13 protein-coding genes and 3 pseudogenes are annotated in these 14687 nt (G+C 71.0%); 8 read left to right on the top strand and 8 right to left on the bottom strand.

What is annotated here, in order from left to right:
• Position 1 precedes the first annotated feature (1 nt).
• From mqnE to ACFXGX_RS13835, 5 genes are all read right to left on the bottom strand, one after another.
• Positions 2-1165: an aminofutalosine synthase MqnE gene (gene mqnE / locus ACFXGX_RS13855; protein ID WP_384789508.1), complete on the bottom strand. Its 1164-nt coding sequence runs from the start codon at positions 1163-1165 to the stop codon at positions 2-4.
• 94 nt (positions 1166-1259) lie between these two features.
• A complete protein-coding gene (locus ACFXGX_RS13850) occupies positions 1260-1715 on the bottom strand; it encodes an Lrp/AsnC family transcriptional regulator (protein ID WP_037627278.1) in 456 nt (151 codons plus the stop codon).
• A gap of 62 nt (positions 1716-1777) precedes the next feature.
• Complete coding sequence (locus ACFXGX_RS13845; protein WP_384789504.1) at positions 1778-2467, bottom strand: UbiX family flavin prenyltransferase; 690 nt, start codon at positions 2465-2467, stop codon at positions 1778-1780.
• 31 nt (positions 2468-2498) lie between these two features.
• Positions 2499-3401, bottom strand: coding sequence for a menaquinone biosynthesis prenyltransferase MqnP (gene mqnP, locus ACFXGX_RS13840; protein ID WP_384789501.1), 903 nt, complete (start codon positions 3399-3401; stop codon positions 2499-2501).
• Positions 3398-4849, bottom strand: a complete 1452-nt coding sequence (locus ACFXGX_RS13835) for a menaquinone biosynthesis decarboxylase (RefSeq protein ID WP_384789498.1) — start codon at positions 4847-4849, stop codon at positions 3398-3400. Before ACFXGX_RS13835 ends, mqnP begins: the two co-directional genes overlap by 4 nt.
• A gap of 89 nt (positions 4850-4938) precedes the next feature.
• On the opposite strand from ACFXGX_RS13835, the gene ACFXGX_RS13830 reads away from it, so the two are divergent.
• Positions 4939-5337 carry a PLD nuclease N-terminal domain-containing protein gene (locus tag ACFXGX_RS13830; RefSeq protein WP_384789495.1) on the top strand — a complete coding sequence of 133 codons (399 nt, stop codon included), beginning with the start codon at positions 4939-4941 and terminating at the stop codon, positions 5335-5337.
• 205 nt (positions 5338-5542) lie between these two features.
• Here ACFXGX_RS13830 and ACFXGX_RS13825 read toward each other — a convergent pair.
• Both ACFXGX_RS13825 and ACFXGX_RS13820 read right to left on the bottom strand, forming a co-directional pair.
• Positions 5543-5635: pseudogene (locus ACFXGX_RS13825) on the bottom strand (EamA family transporter); the annotation flags it as partial.
• Positions 5636-5790: 155 nt separating this feature from the next.
• Positions 5791-6438 (bottom strand): TetR/AcrR family transcriptional regulator, encoded by a 648-nt coding sequence (locus ACFXGX_RS13820; RefSeq protein ID WP_384789706.1) that lies wholly within the window; start codon positions 6436-6438, stop codon positions 5791-5793.
• A 178-nt stretch (positions 6439-6616) separates the two neighbouring features.
• On the opposite strand from ACFXGX_RS13820, the gene ACFXGX_RS13815 reads away from it, so the two are divergent.
• Entirely contained in the window at positions 6617-8074 is a 1458-nt protein-coding gene (locus tag ACFXGX_RS13815) for an MFS transporter (protein WP_384789492.1), read from the top strand.
• Positions 8075-8136: 62 nt separating this feature from the next.
• On the opposite strand, the pseudogene ACFXGX_RS13810 reads toward ACFXGX_RS13815, so the two are convergent.
• Positions 8137-8226, bottom strand: a pseudogene (locus tag ACFXGX_RS13810) (transcriptional regulator); the annotation flags it as partial.
• On the opposite strand from ACFXGX_RS13810, the pseudogene ACFXGX_RS13805 reads away from it, so the two are divergent.
• The 6 genes and pseudogenes from ACFXGX_RS13805 to ACFXGX_RS13780 form a co-directional block, all read left to right on the top strand.
• Positions 8220-8456: pseudogene (locus ACFXGX_RS13805) on the top strand (zinc-binding dehydrogenase); the annotation flags it as partial. The pseudogenes ACFXGX_RS13810 and ACFXGX_RS13805 overlap by 7 nt on opposite strands.
• Before the next feature lie 45 nt (positions 8457-8501).
• On the top strand, positions 8502-9113 hold the full coding sequence (locus ACFXGX_RS13800) for a class I SAM-dependent DNA methyltransferase (RefSeq protein ID WP_384789489.1): 612 nt from the start codon (positions 8502-8504) through the stop codon (positions 9111-9113).
• A 122-nt stretch (positions 9114-9235) separates the two neighbouring features.
• The gene (locus tag ACFXGX_RS13795) at positions 9236-9694 is read left to right on the top strand and encodes a nucleoside deaminase (protein WP_384789486.1); all 459 of its coding nucleotides are present in this window, start codon (positions 9236-9238) and stop codon (positions 9692-9694) included.
• Between the two features lie 244 nt (positions 9695-9938).
• Positions 9939-10874 (top strand): isopenicillin N synthase family dioxygenase, encoded by a 936-nt coding sequence (locus ACFXGX_RS13790; protein ID WP_384789703.1) that lies wholly within the window; start codon positions 9939-9941, stop codon positions 10872-10874.
• 137 nt (positions 10875-11011) lie between these two features.
• Positions 11012-13126 (top strand): hypothetical protein, encoded by a 2115-nt coding sequence (locus ACFXGX_RS13785; protein WP_384789483.1) that lies wholly within the window; start codon positions 11012-11014, stop codon positions 13124-13126.
• A complete protein-coding gene (locus tag ACFXGX_RS13780; protein ID WP_384789480.1) occupies positions 13126-14670 on the top strand; it encodes an ABC transporter substrate-binding protein in 1545 nt (514 codons plus the stop codon). Before ACFXGX_RS13785 ends, ACFXGX_RS13780 begins: the two co-directional genes overlap by 1 nt.
• The last annotated feature ends 17 nt before the right edge of the window (positions 14671-14687 follow it).

Genomic DNA, 14687 nt, shown 5'->3' with positions numbered 1-14687 from the left:
GTCAGACCCGCATGGCCTGCGGTGCCTCGCGGCGCGCCGGGTCCGGTGCGTCGTACTCGCGGATGATCTCGTAGCGCGTGTTGCGCTCCACCGGACGGAAGCCCGCGTCCCGGATGAGGTCCAGCAGGTCCTCGCGGGTCAGCTTGTTCGGCGTGCCGTAGTTGTCCGCGTCGTGCGTGATCTTGTACTCGACGACCGAGCCGTCCATGTCGTCGGCGCCGTGCTGGAGCGCGAGCTGGGCGGTCTGGACGCCGTGCATGACCCAGAAGACCTTGACGTGCGGGACGTTGTCGAAGAGCAGCCGGGAGACCGCGAAGGTCTTCAGGGCCTCGGCGCCGGTCGCCATCTGGGTGCGCGCCTGGAGGCGGTTCCTGACCTTGCCGTCCTTCATGTCCACGAAGTCGTGCTGGTAGCGCAGCGGGATGAAGACCTGGAAGCCGCCGGTCTCGTCCTGGAGCTCGCGCAGCCGCAGCACGTGGTCGACCCGGTGCCGCGGCTCCTCGATGTGCCCGTACAGCATCGTGCACGGGGTCTTGAGACCCTTCTCGTGCGCGAGGCGGTGGATGCGCGACCAGTCCTCCCAGTGGGTGCGGTGGTCGACGATGTGCTGGCGGACCTCCCAGTCGAAGATCTCCGCGCCGCCGCCGGTCAGCGACTCCAGACCGGCCTCGATCAGCTCGTCGAGGATCTCCGAGGCCGACAGCCCCGAGATCGTCTCGAAGTGGTGGATCTCGGTGGCCGTGAACGCCTTCAGCGAGACGTTCGGCAGGGCCTTCTTCAGCTCGCTGAGGGAGCGCGGGTAGTAGCGCCAGGGCAGGCTGGGGTGCAGGCCGTTGACGATGTGCAGCTCGGTGAGGTTCTCGCCCTCCATCGCCGTGGCGAGGCGGACGGCCTCCTCGATGCGCATCGTGTACGCGTCCTTCTCGCCCGGCTTGCGCTGGAACGAGCAGTACGCGCAGGACGCGGTGCACACGTTCGTCATGTTGAGGTGACGGTTGACGTTGAAGTGGACGACGTCGCCGTTCTTCCGCGTGCGCACCTCGTGCGCGAGCCCGCCGAGCCAGGCCAGATCGTCCGACTCGTACAGCGCGATGCCGTCCTCGCGGCTGAGCCGTTCACCGGCCCGGACCTTGTCCTCCAGCTCGCGCTTGAGCCCGACATCCATGCGATTACCTCTCCCTGTGACGAACGCTGCCAACCGTACTCCCCCGGTTTTCCGGCGGAAGGCCCCCACCAGGACCTTCGTGCCGCGGGCGCCTCTAGTCCTCCTCGGGCAGCTCGCCCACCCGGTTCTCCCACTTCGTGGAGAGCACGATCGTCGTACGGGTACGGGAGACGCCCTTGGTCCCGGACAGCCGCCGGATGGTCTTCTCCAGTCCGTCGACGTCGCTGGAGCGCACCTTGAGCATGAACGAGTCGTCGCCCGCGATGAACCAGCAGTCCTCGATCTCGCTGAGGTCGCGCAGCCGCCGGGCCACGTCCTCGTGGTCGGCCGCGTCGGACAGCGAGATGCCGATCAGGGCGGTGACGCCGAGACCGAGCGAGGCCGAGTCGACCGTCGCGCGGTACCCGGTGATGACGCCGGCCGCCTCCAGCCGGTTGATGCGGTCGGTGACACTGGGTCCCGACAGTCCGACGAGGCGCCCCAGCTCCGCGTAGGAGGCCCGGCCGTTCTCTCTCAGGGCCTGGATGAGCTGCCTGTCCACCGCGTCCATGCGATCGAGCCTTCCGCTGAAAAGGTCTGAGAAGTCGTGAGAGTTCGAGAGGTCGTGCGAGGTCAGGTGGTGGCGTCCCGGGATCCGCTCCCGAGTTCGCCCTTCCACCGGCGGTACAGGCCGTGTTCGACGCCCGCCGCGTCGAGGGCCCGTCCGGCGACGAAGTCCACCAGGTCCTGGATGTGCGTGGCTCCCGCGTAGAACGCCGGCGAGGCGGGCAGCACGACCGCGCCCGCGTCGTCCAGGGAGACCAGGTGACGCAGCGTCTGCCCGTTCAACGGGGTCTCCCGTACGGCGACGACCAGCTTGCGCCCCTCCTTGAGGGTGACACTCGCGGCCCGCTGCAGCAGATCCTTGGAGAGGCCGAGGGCGACTCCGGCCACACAGGCGGTGGAGGCGGGCACGATCAGCATGCCCTTGGCCGGGTACGAGCCCGACGAGGGGCCCGCCGCCAGGTCGCCCGCGCTCCAGTGACGTACGCCGTCGAGATGTTCCCCGGAGACGTCGAAGGTGCCGGGCTTGCCGTCGGCGCCCCGCTCCAGCCACGCGCGCAGATCGCCCCGCCAGTGGGCGTCGCGGAACGGGAGGCCGGTCTCGTCGAGCAGCGTGAGCCGTGAGGCCCTGCTGACGACCAGGTCGACGCTCTCCCCCGCATCCAGCAGCGAACGCAGCACCGCGGCCGCGTACGGCGTACCGGACGCGCCGGAGACCCCCACGATCCAAGGCCGGCGCTGCGTCTGTCCTGGCTTCATGATGTCGAGCCTATCCGGCCACCGGCCATGTTCAGACCGTCAGCCCGCGCACCAGCAGGTCGAGCAGGGCGCACACGAACAGGGCGATCCCGATGAAGCCGTTGACCTGGAAGAACGCCCGGTTCAGCCGGCTCAGGTCGTGCGGCTTCACGATGGAGTGCTCGTAGAGGAACGCGCCCGCGACGATCACGAGGCCCAGCCAGAAGAAGGCGCCGGCGCCGGTGGCCACTCCGTACCAGACGAAGAGCGCCGTCGTCACCGCGTGGCAGGCCCGCGCGCCTTGGATCGCGGCCGGGATGCCGAACCGGGCCGGCACGGACATCACACCGATCTCGCGGTCGGTCTCGACGTCCTGGCAGGCGTAGATCAGGTCGAAGCCGCCGATCCAGACACCGACCGCGAGGCCGAGGACGACCGCGTCCCAGGACCAGGTGCCGGTGACGGCGATCCAGGCGCCGACCGGGCCCATCGCCTGGGCGAGACCGAGGATGGCCTGCGGGAAGTTCGTGAACCGCTTGCCGTACGGGTAGACGACCATCGGGATGACCGCGATGGGCGCCAGCGCCAGGCAGAGCGGGTTGAGCAGGGCGGCGGCGCCGAGGAACACGACCAGGGCGACCAGCGCCCCCGTCCAGGCGTGCTTCACGGTCATCGCGCCGGTGACCAGTTCACGATGGGCCGTACGGGGATTGCGGGCGTCGATCTCGCGGTCGATGATCCGGTTCGCGGCCATGGCGAAGGTGCGCAGGCCCACCATCGCGACGGTGACCAGGAGCAGCTTTGCCCAGTGGATGTTCTTGTCGACCTCGAACATCGCGGTGAGCGCCGCGATGTACGCGAACGGCAGCGCGAACACCGAGTGCTCGATCATGACGAGGCGCAGGAACGCCTTGGTGCGGCCCGGCTGCGGAAGCGCCGCGGAAGCTGAACTCACAGCCCGTACTCCTTCCAACGGCGGTCGACCTTCGCCGCCGTCTGCGGGTCGGACAGCACCATCTCGGGCCAGCCGCCGTCCCGCGTGTAGCCCTCCTCGGGCCACTTCTTCGTCGCGTCGATGCCCGCCTTGCCGCCCCAGAACTGCTGGTAGGAGGCGTGGTCGAGGTGGTCGACCGGGCCTTCGACGACGGTGAGGTCACGTCCGTAGTCCGTGTTGCCGAGCGCGCGCCAGGCCACCTCGTGCAGATCGTGGACGTCGCAGTCCGCGTCGACGACCACGATCAGCTTCGTCAGGGACATCATGTGTGCCCCCCAGACGGCGTGCATCACCTTCTGGGCGTGCTTCGGGTACTTCTTGTCGATCGAGACGATCGCGCAGTTGTGGAAACCGCCCGCCTCCGGCAGGTGGTAGTCCACGATGTCCGGGACGATGATCTTCAGCAGCGGGAGGAAGAACCGCTCCGTCGCCCGGCCGAGGGGACCGTCCTCCGTCGGGGGCCGGCCCACCACGATGGACTGGAGCAGCGGGCGCCGGCGCATCGTCACACAGTCGATGGTCAGCGCCGGGAACGGCTCCTGCGGGGTGTAGAACCCGGTGTGGTCGCCGAACGGCCCCTCGGGCAGCATCTCGCCCGGCTCCAGCCAGCCCTCCAGGACGACCTCGGCGTTCGCGGGCACCTGGAGCGGAACGGTCTTGCAGTCCACCATCTCGATCCGCTTGCCCTGGAGGAACCCGGCGAAGAGGTACTCGTCGATGTCGCCGGGCAGCGGGGCGGTGGAGGCGTACGTGACGGCGGGCGGGCAGCCGAAGGCGATGGCCACGGGCAGCCGCTCGCCCTTGCGGGCCGCGACCTGGTAGTGGTTCCGGCTGTCCTTGTGGATCTGCCAGTGCATGCCGATGGTGCGCTTGTCGTGGCGCTGGAGCCGGTACAGACCGAGGTTGCGGATGCCGGACTCGGGGTCCTTGGTATGGGTGAGCCCGAGGTTGAAGAAGGAGCCGCCGTCCTCGGGCCAGGTGAACAGCGCGGGCAGCGCGTCGAGATCGACGTCCTCGCCCCGCAGCACCACTTCCTGCACCGGCGCGTCCTTGACCTTCTTCGGCGGTACGTGCGCCATCGCGCCGAGCTTCCCGAAGGCCTCGCGCACGCCCACGAAGCCCTGCGGCAGCTCCGGCCTGAGCAGTCCGCCGATCTTCTCGGAGATCTCGCCGTACGACTTCAGCCCGAGGGCCTTCAGCAGGCGGCGGTCGGTGCCGAAGACGTTCATCGCGAGCGGCATCGCCGACCCGCGCACGTTCTCGAAGAGGAGCGCGGGCCCGCCGGACTTCTGTACCCGGTCGACGATCTCCCCGACCTCCAGGTACGGATCCACCTCGGCCTTGATGCGCTTGAGGTCTCCCTCGCGCTCCAGCGCCCTGAGCAGGGAGCGAAGATCGTCGTAAGCCATGTGTCCAAGTATCGGCCACCCGCTAATCTGTGCCCGTCACCGGGGGGCCCGTGCCGCCCCGCCGTCGCTCACTGGGGGATCGTTCGGCCATGCTCAGGTATCTGCCCTTCCTGCTGGTCCTGGCGCTGTGGATCTACGCCTTCGTCGACTGCCTGAACACGCCGGAGGAGGAGGTCAGAGGCCTGCCCAAGGTGGTCTGGGTCATCATCATCCTGCTCTTCGGCGAGGTGCTGGTCGGTCCGGTCGCCTGGCTGGTCGCGGGCCGCAACCGCCGGGGTCCCGCGGGCGGTTCCACGCCCTCCGAGTGGCACCGCAACCAGCGGACGACGTTCGTCGCCCCTGACGACAACCCCGAGTTCCTCAAATCCCTCAAGGCCGAGAATCGCAAGGACGAGTCCCTCCTGAAGGACTGGGAGGCCGACCTGCGCCGCCGCGAGGAGGAACTGAAGCGCCGCGAGGAGCAGAGCAGGTCCGACGAGGAGTCCTGAGGTCGGCCTCGCCACCGGCTCGCCCAAGACGCCGCATCTTCTTGGCAGCGATTCGGCCTCCCTCGACCCGCTCCGCAGGAACGGGCATTCACCCCGCCCCTGAAGGACCGGGCGCCCTGCCCGAAAGGCAAGGTGGAAAGACCGTAGGAGGAGCGCCTGTCCGACGCCGGTGAGATACGCGCCTCCGTGCGCGAAGTCGGCCGGGGAGACGCCCGAACAGGACGCGGAAGAAGACGACGTCGAACGGCGGGGCCCCGGACTCGACGACGAAGACGCCGAGGGTCCCGGAGAGCATCATGGCGGCGGTGAGCTGGGCGATGCCCTTGTTCTCGTCTGCGGTGGCTGAGGTCATGTGCCGAAGATAAGGAGCGGGACCCGCGGCCGGGCCACGGTCCACCGGGGCGTCCCGCCGATGCCCCCATCGGCAGCGCCGATGCGTACGGGCAGGCGGCGTCAGGCTCCGGCCTGGAGGCGGAGGCCCGCCAGGGTCAGGTCCAGCGCGGCGAGGAACTGCTCCTTGTCGTCGTGCCCGTCGAACTCCTCGACGATCTCGTGCACGAACGGGAACTCCTTCGAGTCGAGCGCACGCCAGGTCTCGGTGTAGCGGCCGAGGAACTCGTCGCGGTCCATGACGCCGTCGAGCACCTCCGGGGGCGGCTCCTGCCCCATCTCGGCGGCGTTGCCGACGACGACGCCCACGATCGCCGACACGGCGTGGAACCGCTGGAGCGGCGTGAGTTCGAGTCGAAGAGTCTGCTGCCCCAGCTTCTCGAAAAGCCGCAACGAGTTGCCCTGGACGTCGGTGCGGCGCATGAAGTGCGCGCCCAGCCACGGCCGGTCCGCGACCGCGTCGAACAGCGTGACGGCCATCACGCGCAGGTCGTCGATCGGGTCGTCGCTGCCGGTCTGCCCCTCGACGGCGGTCAGCACCCCGTCGAGCACGTGGTCGATGGCCCGGTCGAGCAGGTCGTCCTTGCCCGAGACGTACCAGTAGATGCTGCCGACGCCGGTGCCGAGCCGGGTCGCGAGGGCGCGGAGGGTCAGCGCCGGCTCGCCCGCCTCGTCGAGCAGGGCCACGGCCGCGCCGAGAACGGCCTCGATGGAGTGCGAGGCCCGTTGACGTCCTCGCGAAGGGCGATCGGCGGGTCGTGGTCGCGGGCCTGTCATGACGTCCATCCAATCACAGCTTGCGCCATCATCGAACCTCGTTCTATTGTCGAACATCGTTCCATTGTCGAACGTCGTTCTATAGCCGACGGCGTTCCGAGAGGAGGCCGCCATGACCACGACCGCCCCAGCGCCCGCCGCATCGCGCACCTATCCGTCCCTGCGCGCGGCGTGGATTCCCCTGGCCGCGCTCTGCCTGGCCTTCTTCGTCGAGATGGTCGACAACACCCTGCTCTCGATCGCGCTGCCCACGATCGGCCGGGACCTCGACAGCAGCACGACCGCGCTGCAGTGGGTCACCGGCGGGTACTCGCTGACGTTCGGCGGACTGCTGCTGACGGCGGGATCGATGGCCGACCGTCTCGGGCGCCGACGTGTGCTGCTGGCCGGCCTGGCGGTGTTCGGCCTGCTGAGCCTGGCCGTCGTCGCGGTCACCACCGCGGGGCAGCTCATCACTTTGCGGGCCGGCCTCGGTATCGCCGCGGCGGCGATGGCGCCCATCACCAACTCGCTGGTCTTCCGGCTGTTCGACGACAAGGCGCTGCGCATGCGCGCGATGACCTTGATGATCGTCGTCGGCATGTCCGGCTTCGTCCTCGGCCCGCTGCTGGGCGGCACCGCCCTGGCCCACTTCCGGTGGCAGTGGCTCCTGGTCGTCAATGCCCCGATCGCGTTGATCGCGGCCATCGGCGTCCGCCTCGGTGTCCCGGCCGACCGGCCGCAGGACCTGACCCACGACAAGCTCGATCTGCCCGGCGCGGTCCTGAGCGTCACCGCCATCGGCCTCGCCTGCTACTCGCTGACCAGCGGCGTCGAGCACGGCTGGCTCTCCACGACCACCCTCGCGTCGGTCCTCGGCGCCGTCATCGCGGGGATCGCGTTCGTGTGGCACGAGCGCCGCAGCGCGTCGCCGATGCTGGACCTCCGCCTCTTCTCCGACGGCACCGTCCGCGGCGCCGCCATCGCGCAGATCGGCACGGCCATCGCGATGGCCGCCGTGATGTTCGGGCTGATCCTCCACTTCCAGTACGCCTTCGGGTGGAGCCCCGTACGGGCCGGCCTGGCGAACCTGCCGATGATCGTGACCATGGTCGTCGCGACTCCCCTGTCCGAGTGGCTCGCGGCAAGGTTCGGCCACCGCATCGCCTGCCTGGTCGGCGCCGCCTGCCTGGCCGGCTCACTCGCGGGGCTGTCCTGGGGCATCGACCGCGGCTACGGCGCGATCGCGGTCTGCATGGTCGTCATGACCGTCGGACTGCGCACCGTCATGACGATCTGCGCCATCGCGCTCGTCGACGCGATGCCGGGCAACCGCACGTCGATCGGCGCGGCGCTCAACGACACCGCCCAGGAGGTCGGAAACAGCATCGGCACCGCCGTGGTCGGCACCCTCATCGCCGCGCTGGTCACCACCCGGCTGCCCGCGGGCACCTGGAGCGACTCCCTGGTGGCGTCGTTCTTCCACGGCGAGCGGATCACCTACGCCGTGCTGGCGGTCGTCGTCGGCCTGATCGCGGCCGGCGGCGCACTCACGCTCACCGACTCGCACGTCACCGAGGAGCCGGCCTGAGACGTCCGAGCCCGGGGTCGCCGGGCGCCTCCGCGACGCGGCCGGACCCCCGCCGAGACCGCTCAGCGGGGCGGCTCCTCGCGCAGGACGAGAGCGATCAGGCCCGGGAAGCGAGCGTCGAACTCGGCCCGTCGCAGCCGGTTGACGCGCCGGATACGCACTCGGCAACGGCTACGACGAGGTGTTCATGGGCTCCTTCCGGGACGAGGTCCGCGCGGCGACCGCAGGCCGCGGGGTGGACCTCGTCCTGGACCCGGTGCCCGGCGAGACCCTCCACAGCGGCCTCGCATCCCTCGCCTCCTTCGGCCGGCTGGTCTCCTTCGGCAACGCGAGCTCGGCGGAGCCCTGGACGGTGGGCCGGCCGGAGCTCTACCCGACCGGCCTGTAGGCACCCCGTCCGTCGGCCCCCGCCCTACCCTGCACCACCATGACGCCTCGCCTCCACGCCACCCGCGCCTCCTACGACACCGTCGCCGCCGACTACGCGGAACTGCTCAGGGACGAACTGGACCGGAAACCACTGGACATGGCGATGCTGGCGGCGTTCGCCGAGCGGGTGCGGGTCGGCGGGGGCGGTCCCGTGGCGGACCTCGGCTGCGGTCCCGGTCGGGTGACCGTCCATCTGGAGCAGCTCGGGCTCGACGCGTTCGGGATCGACCTGTCGCCGGGGATGGTGGAGGTGGCCCGCCGGACGCATCCCCGGCTGCGGTTCGAGGTGGGGACGATGACGGCCCTGGACCTCCCGGACGCCGGTCTCGGCGGAGCGCTGGTCTGGTACTCCACCGTGCACACACCCATCGACGAACTGCCCGAGATGTTCGCCGAGTTCCACCGGGTCCTCGCCCCTGGCGGCCATCTGCTCCTCGCCTTCAAGGCGGGCGACGAACACGTGCGTCTGGAGCACGCGTACGGCCACGACGTGGACCTCGACGTCCACCGCTTCCCGCCCGAGCGGGTCGCCGGACTCCTGCGGGCGGCCGGCCTGTCCGAGGTCGCCCGGCTCGTCCGCGAGGCCGACCCCCACGAGGCCACCCCGTAGGCCTTCGTCCTGGCCCGCAGGACCGGAGATCCCCTCGCCCCCGCGACGGCCCGGTGAGCACTCCCCCCGATCACCCTCGTGTTCCGGCGACGGGAGAGGGGGACCCGGGGGACAGTGGAGTCATGGAGCGCATCGATCAGGCACAGGCCCGCGCGTGGCTCGCGACGGCTCTGGAGGAGGCACGCGCGGGGCTCGCCGAGGGCGGTATCCCCATCGGGGCCGCGCTGTACGGCGCGGACGGCACCCTGCTCGGCCGCGGCCACAACCGCCGCGTCCAGGACGGCGACCCCTCGGCGCACGGCGAGACGGCCGCCTTCCGCGACGCGGGACGGCAGCGGTCGTATCGCGGTACGACCATGGTGACCACGCTGTCCCCGTGCTGGTACTGCAGCGGGCTCGTCCGGCAGTTCGGGATCTCCCGGGTGGTCGTCGGCGAGGCGGCCACCTTCCGCGGCGGCCACGACTGGCTCGCCGAACACGGCGTGCAGATCGTGCTGCTCGACGATCCCGAGTGCACCGCGCTGATGCGCGACTTCATCGAGAAGAACCCGGCCCTGTGGAACGAGGACATCGGTGAATGACCCGAGAACAGCGTCCGGTACCGAAGGTCCCGCCCGCCCGGCGGCCTCCGGCTCCGCCGACGCCGTCGGCTCCGCACACCCGGCGGCGTCCGGACCGCCCGGCACCACCACCGACTCCGCGCGTCCGGCGCTCTCCGGCGTCCCCGACACCACCGCCGACTCCGCGCACCCCGCGCTCTCCGGCGTCCCCGACACCACCGCCGACTCCGCGCACCCCGCGCTCTCCGGCGTCCCCACCGTCGACCTGCGGCCCTGGCTCTCCGGGGACCGTGACGCCCGTGCCGCGCTCGCCCGCACCGTCGACGACGCCCTGCGCACGGCCGGCTTCCTGCTCGTCACCGGGCACGGCGTGGACCCCGAACTGCGCCGCCGCGTGCGGGACGCGGCCCGGACCTTCTTCGTACTGCCCGCCACGGTCAAGCAGCCGTACGCGGCCCGGGTCGGCGGGCGTGGCTGGCTCGGGCCCGGCGCCGAGGCCAACGGCTACGCGGAGGGCACCGAGACCCCGCCGGACCTCAAGGAGTCGCTGACGTTCGCGACGCACGAGCCGTTCGAGGACCCGGAGACCAACGCGCAGTGGTACGCGCCGAACGTCTGGCCCGCCGAGGCCCCGGAGCTGCGGGCGCTCTGCGAGGAGTACCTGGCGGAGATGGCGCGGCTGGAGAACCTGCTCCTCGAACTGCTCGGCCGGGCGCTCGGCCTCGAACCGGACTTCTTCACCCGCCACATGGACCATCCGACGTACGGCTTCAACATCAACTGGTATCCGGGCACGGAGGTCGTCGGCGAGGCGCGGCCCGGCCAGTTCCGCATCGGGCCGCACACCGACTTCGGCACCGTCACCATCCTCGACCGGCAGGCGGGCAAGGGCGGGCTCCAGGTCTTCACGGACACCGACGGCTGGCGGGACGCGCCGTTCGACCCGGCGGCGCTGACGATCAACATCGGTGATCTCATGGCCCGTTGGACCGGCGACCGGTGGCGTTCGGGACGGCACCGGGTGCTGCCGCCGCCGGCCGACGCACCCGCCGAGGAGCTGATCTCGCTCGTGTACTTCGGCGAGTGCACACCGGGAACACTGGTCGAGTCGGTGCCCGCCCCCGTCGGCCGCGTCGTGTACGAACCGGTGGATTCCCACGTCTACCTGCGCCGAAAACTCGATTCGATCACTGTCGGTTGAACGGTTGAACGTTTTCGTAACTGAACGGACACCGGATGCCCTATCCCGAACCAACCCCCCCCTTCTTAAACTGTTGTTGATACACCTCACAGCAGCACATAGGGAATGGACCGGACCGCGGACCAGGGGGAGATGCGGTGCACACAGGGCTGCACGGCCGGGGGGCGCTCTTCGACACCGATCCGCCCGGACTCGCGTCACGACTGGTCGGCCTGCGTCCGTACCAGCTCCGCGCCACACCGTACGAACACCCCGAGGAGCCGCCCTTCGTGGTCTTCGCGGGCGGCCGGGGACTGGGCAAGACCGCCGTACTCCTCGCCCTGCGCGAGGCCTACCGCGGACACACGCCCGTCGCCCTGATCGACGGCGAGGAAAGGCAGTTCGGCGCACCGCCCCCGGACCGCCCGGCCGAGTCCTGGTCCCCGGTGGGGCAGGCGCTCACCACGGCCGCCGAACAGCTCGCCGAACCGGTCAAGGGCGCCGGACGGATCGGCTTCCCGCGGCTGTCGTCCGGGCTGCTGGCCGTGGCGGCTGGCGGCTGGAGCGACCGCGACGTGCCCCGCATCCGGCAGGAGGCGGAGCGCATCCTGCTGCTGAGCGAAACCGAGTCCTGGCTGTCGGGATTCGCGGGGCGCTGGGTGAGCAAGGTGATCTCCAAACTCGTCGCCTCGATGAGCGGCACCGGTCCGGTGGTGGAACCCATCATCGAGGCCACCCTGGAGGCCTTCGCGGAAGGCGTCTCCCCGGCCCACCGCCGGCTGCGCAGAGCCGCCGGCTGGTACCGCGACTACCCGAACGCGGGCGGCAGCCCCAAGCTCGCGCTGATCCTGCTCTCCCGCCACTTCCGGGCGGGCGGCGACTCCCGCAGACACGCCGAACGCCACCTCGTACGGGCCCTGCTGGCCGACCTCGACGACGCCTACTCGGGCGTCGTCCAGCGCTCCCACCGGCGGGGACGCCCGGTCCTGCTGATCGACAACGTCCAGGAGCCCGCGGGCCTCGGACTCCTGGAGCCGGTCCTGCGCGACCGCGCCGACGGCATCAAGGACCAGGCCGTGTTCTTCGCCGCGCTACGGGGCTACGCGCATCCGGCGCTGCGCAACGCGGGCCGCCTCGCGCTGCCCGAGACGGCCCGCGGCACCGACTGGAGGCCCGGTGCCACGCCGTCCTCGCGGGCCCTGCTCGTCCCGCTGCCGCCGCTGACCCCCGACGACACCCTGCACATCATGGACACCGCGTCGAACGGCGCCGGGCCCGCCGCCCCGGCCGTCGTGCCACCCCAACTCCCGCACGCCACACACAGGCTGACCGGCGGCAGCCCGCTCGGTATCACCCTGCTGGCCGCCTCGGTCCGGCAGAACCTGACCGAGGGCGCCGACTCGCTCGGCACGTTGCTCACCGCCGACATCGCCCCGCACGAGGACCAGGCGGGCCGCCCCGCCTATCAGGAACTCCTCGGCCGGCTCGTCCCCGGCGGCCGGCTCGACGAGCTGACCGTGCTGGCCGCGGCCCACGACCGCGACTCGGCGTGCTCGCTCGCCCAGTCGCGGCTGCCGGAGGACTTCGGCGCGTCCGGCGTCCTGGACCTGGAGGAACGGCTCGCGTCGGAGGGCTGGGCGACGGCGGCCGGACAGTTCGTCGGCGATCCCTTCCTGCGCGCGCTCCTCCTGCTCAGGCTGCATCACGACGACACCGGCCACGAACGATGGCGGGCGGTGCACCGCGCCCTCGTCGACCACTACCAGGACCTGGCCGACACCTCCCCGGCCGACAGTGACCGCTACCGACTGCACCACGAACTCGCCCTCGGGAAGGCGGACTTCGCGGTCGCGCAACTGCGCGACACCTTCCCCGGCTCCGACACCCGCGCCTGGCTGTCCTCGCTGCTGTTCATCGCCTCCGCGCCCTACTACCACGCCCACGATCCGGACGGCCGCGACTTCGAGGGCCCCGACCACCGCGCCTCCGTCGCCCTCGGCCGCACGGACGCCACGCACCGGCCGCCGGCCGGCGTGGACGCCGTACTGCACCTGCGCGTACGGCGGTTGCTGCACGCGGTGTGGCAGCTCACCGACCCCCTGGTGCTGCCGGACCCGAGGGTGGCCGAGCGGCTGCGCTTCGAACTGGAACAGCTCTCGAACCTGCGGCCCGCGGGCAACGCCCTGCTGTGGCGGGCCTCGCGGGACTGGCCCTCGGACGCCCTGGCCGGCCGGCCGCTGCGCGTCCCGGACGACGAGGACGGAGGACGGTGATGGCGCGCTTATGGGTCTGGCTGCGCGAGGACATCTGGGAGATTCGTTTCCGCAGGTATGTCGCGCTGACGCTCGCCGCCGCCCTCGCCGGCCTCGGCGTGTGGGGCGGCATGACGGCGGCGAAGGTGGACCGCTCGTGCGCGCCGGGAGTCGTCCAGCCGAAGGACGGCGAAGAGTGCGTGGGCGTCTCCTCGACGGCGTACGCCTTCGGGCGCGCGCGGTTCGCCGCGACCGTACGGGCCATCAACCGCGAGAACCACCGCCTGAAGCCCGGCAGTTACGTCACCGTCGCCCTGCTCGAACCCTTCACCGCGACCGACGCCGACAACCTCGCCGACGCCCTCCACGAACTCCAGGGCGCCTATCTGGCGCAGTACCAGGCCAACCACGACACGACCGGGCTGAAGCCGAAGATCCGGCTCGTGCTCGCCAACCCCGGTGCCACCGGGGCCTCCTGGCGTCACACCGTCGACCAGCTCGACCGGATGACCAAGGCCCCGGACCGGCTGCGCGCGGTGACCGGAGTCGGAGTGAGCACGGACAACAACAAGAAGGCGGTCGCGGAGCTCACCAGGCGGGGCATCCCGGTGATAGGGAGTTCGATCACCGCCGACAGCCTCGCCAACGGACAGGACGGCAAGGACCCCTTCCCGGGGCTCGCCCGCGTCTCCCCCACCAACACCGACGAGGCACGCGCCCTCGCCTCCTTCGCCAAGGTGTCGGCGGCCAACGCCTTCCTGGTCTACGACCGGACCGGCGACCCGTACACGCGCACGCTCCAGGCGTCGTTCGAGAGGATGCTGAAGGGCGCGCGCTACGAGGCCCAGCCGTTCACACCGCCCGCCGACCGCAGCAAGGAGGGCAGCACCGCCAACGTCTTCGCGCAGATCGCCAACATCCTGTGCAACACGCCGAAGACCACGAACACCGTCCTGTTCGCCGGCCGGCACACCCAGTTGCGGCAGTTCATCAACGCGCTGGGCGCCCGGGGCTGCTCCGACCGCCGCTTCACCGTGCTCACCGGCGACGAGGGCTCGTACCTCGCGGGCGACAAGGACCTCGACCCGGCCGCCCTGAAGGACCCGCTGCTGACCGTGCGCTACACGGCCCTCGCCCATCCCGACGCCTGGGTGGAGGACAACGCGCGGACCGGCGGCAGCGCGGCCGACGCGAAGGTGCTCCAGCGGTTGCTGGCCGAGGCCGCGCGCGAGCCGGCCGGGCCCATCGGTCCGGTCTCCCTCGACGACGGGCAGTTGATCATCGCCTACGACGCCATGCGGCTCGCCGTGCGCGGTATCCGCGGGGCCTCGCCGACCGGGCGGATCCCCGCGCTCGCGGACGTCGGCCTCCAGTGGCCCCAGGTGAAGGGCGCGCAGCTCCGGGTGAACGGGGCGAGCGGGTGGATCTGTCTGGACGCCCACGGGAACCCGTACGACAAGGCCGTGCCGATCGTGGAACTGACCCACGACAGCCGCGCCCGCTTCGTGAAGATCGCCTGGCCGGACGGCAGGCCACCGGCGGCCCAGTGCCTGCCGCCGTCCTAGGGTCTTCGAGGGCGAGC

Source organism: Streptomyces sp. NPDC059371 (assembly GCF_042751995.1).
Lineage (GTDB): Bacteria > Actinomycetota > Actinomycetes > Streptomycetales > Streptomycetaceae > Streptomyces.
This window is presented reverse-complemented; position numbering and strand designations above follow the sequence as displayed.

Excerpts from the sequence above, each read along its gene's own strand:
- ACFXGX_RS13800 (WP_384789489.1), top strand. The coding sequence starts at position 8,502 with ATGACGCCTCGCCTCCACGCCACCCGCGCCTCCTACGACACCGTCGCC.
- mqnE (WP_384789508.1), bottom strand. The coding sequence starts at position 1,165 with ATGGATGTCGGGCTCAAGCGCGAGCTGGAGGACAAGGTCCGGGCCGGT.
- ACFXGX_RS13835 (WP_384789498.1), bottom strand. The coding sequence starts at position 4,849 with ATGGCTTACGACGATCTTCGCTCCCTGCTCAGGGCGCTGGAGCGCGAG.
- ACFXGX_RS13830 (WP_384789495.1), top strand. The coding sequence starts at position 4,939 with ATGCTCAGGTATCTGCCCTTCCTGCTGGTCCTGGCGCTGTGGATCTAC.
- ACFXGX_RS13845 (WP_384789504.1), bottom strand. The coding sequence starts at position 2,467 with ATGAAGCCAGGACAGACGCAGCGCCGGCCTTGGATCGTGGGGGTCTCC.
- ACFXGX_RS13850 (WP_037627278.1), bottom strand. The coding sequence starts at position 1,715 with ATGGACGCGGTGGACAGGCAGCTCATCCAGGCCCTGAGAGAGAACGGC.
- ACFXGX_RS13780 (WP_384789480.1), top strand. The coding sequence starts at position 13,126 with ATGGCGCGCTTATGGGTCTGGCTGCGCGAGGACATCTGGGAGATTCGT.
- ACFXGX_RS13815 (WP_384789492.1), top strand. The coding sequence starts at position 6,617 with ATGACCACGACCGCCCCAGCGCCCGCCGCATCGCGCACCTATCCGTCC.
- ACFXGX_RS13795 (WP_384789486.1), top strand. The coding sequence starts at position 9,236 with ATGGAGCGCATCGATCAGGCACAGGCCCGCGCGTGGCTCGCGACGGCT.